The 1,493-nt window shown below is 38.0% G+C and carries 1 protein-coding gene and 4 pseudogenes; 4 read left to right on the plus strand and 1 reads right to left on the minus strand.

The window, feature by feature from the left end:
- The 3 genes and pseudogenes from ACFIO3_RS12930 to ACFIO3_RS12940 all read left to right on the plus strand — a co-directional run.
- A pseudogene (locus tag ACFIO3_RS12930) lies at window positions 1-131 on the plus strand (ribonuclease HII); the annotation flags it as partial.
- Between the two features lie 205 nt (window positions 132-336).
- Window positions 337-618 (plus strand): annotated as a pseudogene (locus ACFIO3_RS12935) (type II toxin-antitoxin system RelE/ParE family toxin).
- 18 nt (window positions 619-636) lie between these two features.
- On the plus strand, window positions 637-936 hold the full coding sequence (locus tag ACFIO3_RS12940) for a HigA family addiction module antitoxin (protein WP_375615286.1): 300 nt from the start codon (window positions 637-639) through the stop codon (window positions 934-936).
- A 57-nt stretch (window positions 937-993) separates the two neighbouring features.
- Here the strand turns inward: ACFIO3_RS12940 and ACFIO3_RS12945 are convergent.
- Window positions 994-1,173: pseudogene (locus tag ACFIO3_RS12945) on the minus strand (integrase); the annotation flags it as partial.
- Between ACFIO3_RS12945 and ACFIO3_RS12950 the strand changes: the two are divergent.
- Window positions 1,171-1,493 (plus strand): annotated as a pseudogene (locus ACFIO3_RS12950) (late control protein); the annotation flags it as partial. The pseudogenes ACFIO3_RS12945 and ACFIO3_RS12950 overlap by 3 nt on opposite strands.

Genomic DNA, 1,493 nt, shown 5'->3' on the forward strand with positions numbered 1-1,493 from the left:
GCTATGGTTTAGAGAAGCATGTAGGATATGCAACGTTAGTTCATCGTACGGCTCTTAATAAATATGGTCCAATCGTAAGATTACATCGTTATAGTTTTGCACCACTAAAAGAGTGTAAAAAAGGCAATTAAAATCAATAATTTATTACAAGAGTAAGGGATTTTATAATCATTGATTCTGTTATGTTTTTTTGGGTGTCTATCCCTAACCTTTTTGAAGCTTTTTTATCACTTATTCCCATCCATTTTTTCCAGATATAGAATCAGATATTTCTAACATGGGCTTGACTCTTATTGTTATTAACCGTATAGCAACGATATACGACAAGGGGCGGTAATGGCAATTGTGAGTTTTAAACATAAGAGCTTAAAATTATTTTATACAACAGGTTCCACAAAAGTTATTTGATCAGATCACGTAAAAAAATTACGCGTTATCTTAACGGCTTTAACAAGTGCTACTACGTCTGAAATGTTGAGAGCGCCTGCCTTTAAAATACACCCTCTTAAAGGTGAACTTACAGGGTACTATTCTATATGGATGAATGGAAATTGGCGTGTTACTTTTCGCTTTATAGGAACAGATGTGGAGCTTGTTGATTATCAAGATTACCATTGATGAGAGGAATGAAAAAAAATGATGCATAACCCCGTACATCCGGGTGAAGTTCTGAAAGTAGCTTTCTTAGAAGAAATGGGGATAACAATACAAAAATTAGCTGATCATCTCCATATGACAAGAGCTTCTTTATCAAGAGTGATTAACGGACATGCTTCTATAAGTACCGAGCTTTCTATTAAATTAGAATTAGCTGGTTTTAGTAAAGCAAAATTTTGGTTGGATATGCAAACAAACTATAATTTATGGCAAACAATGCAACAGGAACAACCACCTATTTCTCCTCTTGTTTCTGATACACTTCAAACGCCGCTTTGATTTCGTTAATAATTTTGATGGTGCTTTGGTTTGTTTTTTTAGCTTCCGCCTATTGCTCTAACTTTTTTGTAGCTTTTTGATTGCTTCTATCGCAAGTCGTTTTCTATCGGCTGTTTTGGTACAAAGGGATGCCATATTATCTTCTGTCCAACCAAAAAGCGCTTTCATTTGTGAAACTTTCGCGCCCGCATTTGCTGCACGTGTTGCTGCTAATTTTCGCAATCCATGGGCTGATTTTTAACCCGTCTTGCGGACCGCATGCAGGCGTGTTTTTTAATCAAGGACCATAAGTTTTTATTTTTAAGCGGGGATAATTTACCAGCACTTGAACTTCATAAGCACGACTGTTCTAACTGGGAATTCACGTTAGAGCCACGCACGCAATACGGCACTATTGAAGCTTCTTATTTTGATCGCTCAACAGGGCAACAATGCCAAGTCAAGCATCAGACAGGGTTTAGCGGTCCTGTGCGGCGTCTTCGCAGTTGTTATCCATGTCAAGAGGAAGCTTTATCTGCCGCCGCTTCCGAGTCGGATCGCTTATGTCGTGCTGTAGG

The sequence above is a fragment of the Bartonella sp. AD328YNZD genome (assembly GCF_042196425.1).

Excerpts from the sequence above, each read along its gene's own strand:
- ACFIO3_RS12940 (WP_375615286.1), top strand. The coding sequence starts at position 637 with ATGATGCATAACCCCGTACATCCGGGTGAAGTTCTGAAAGTAGCTTTC.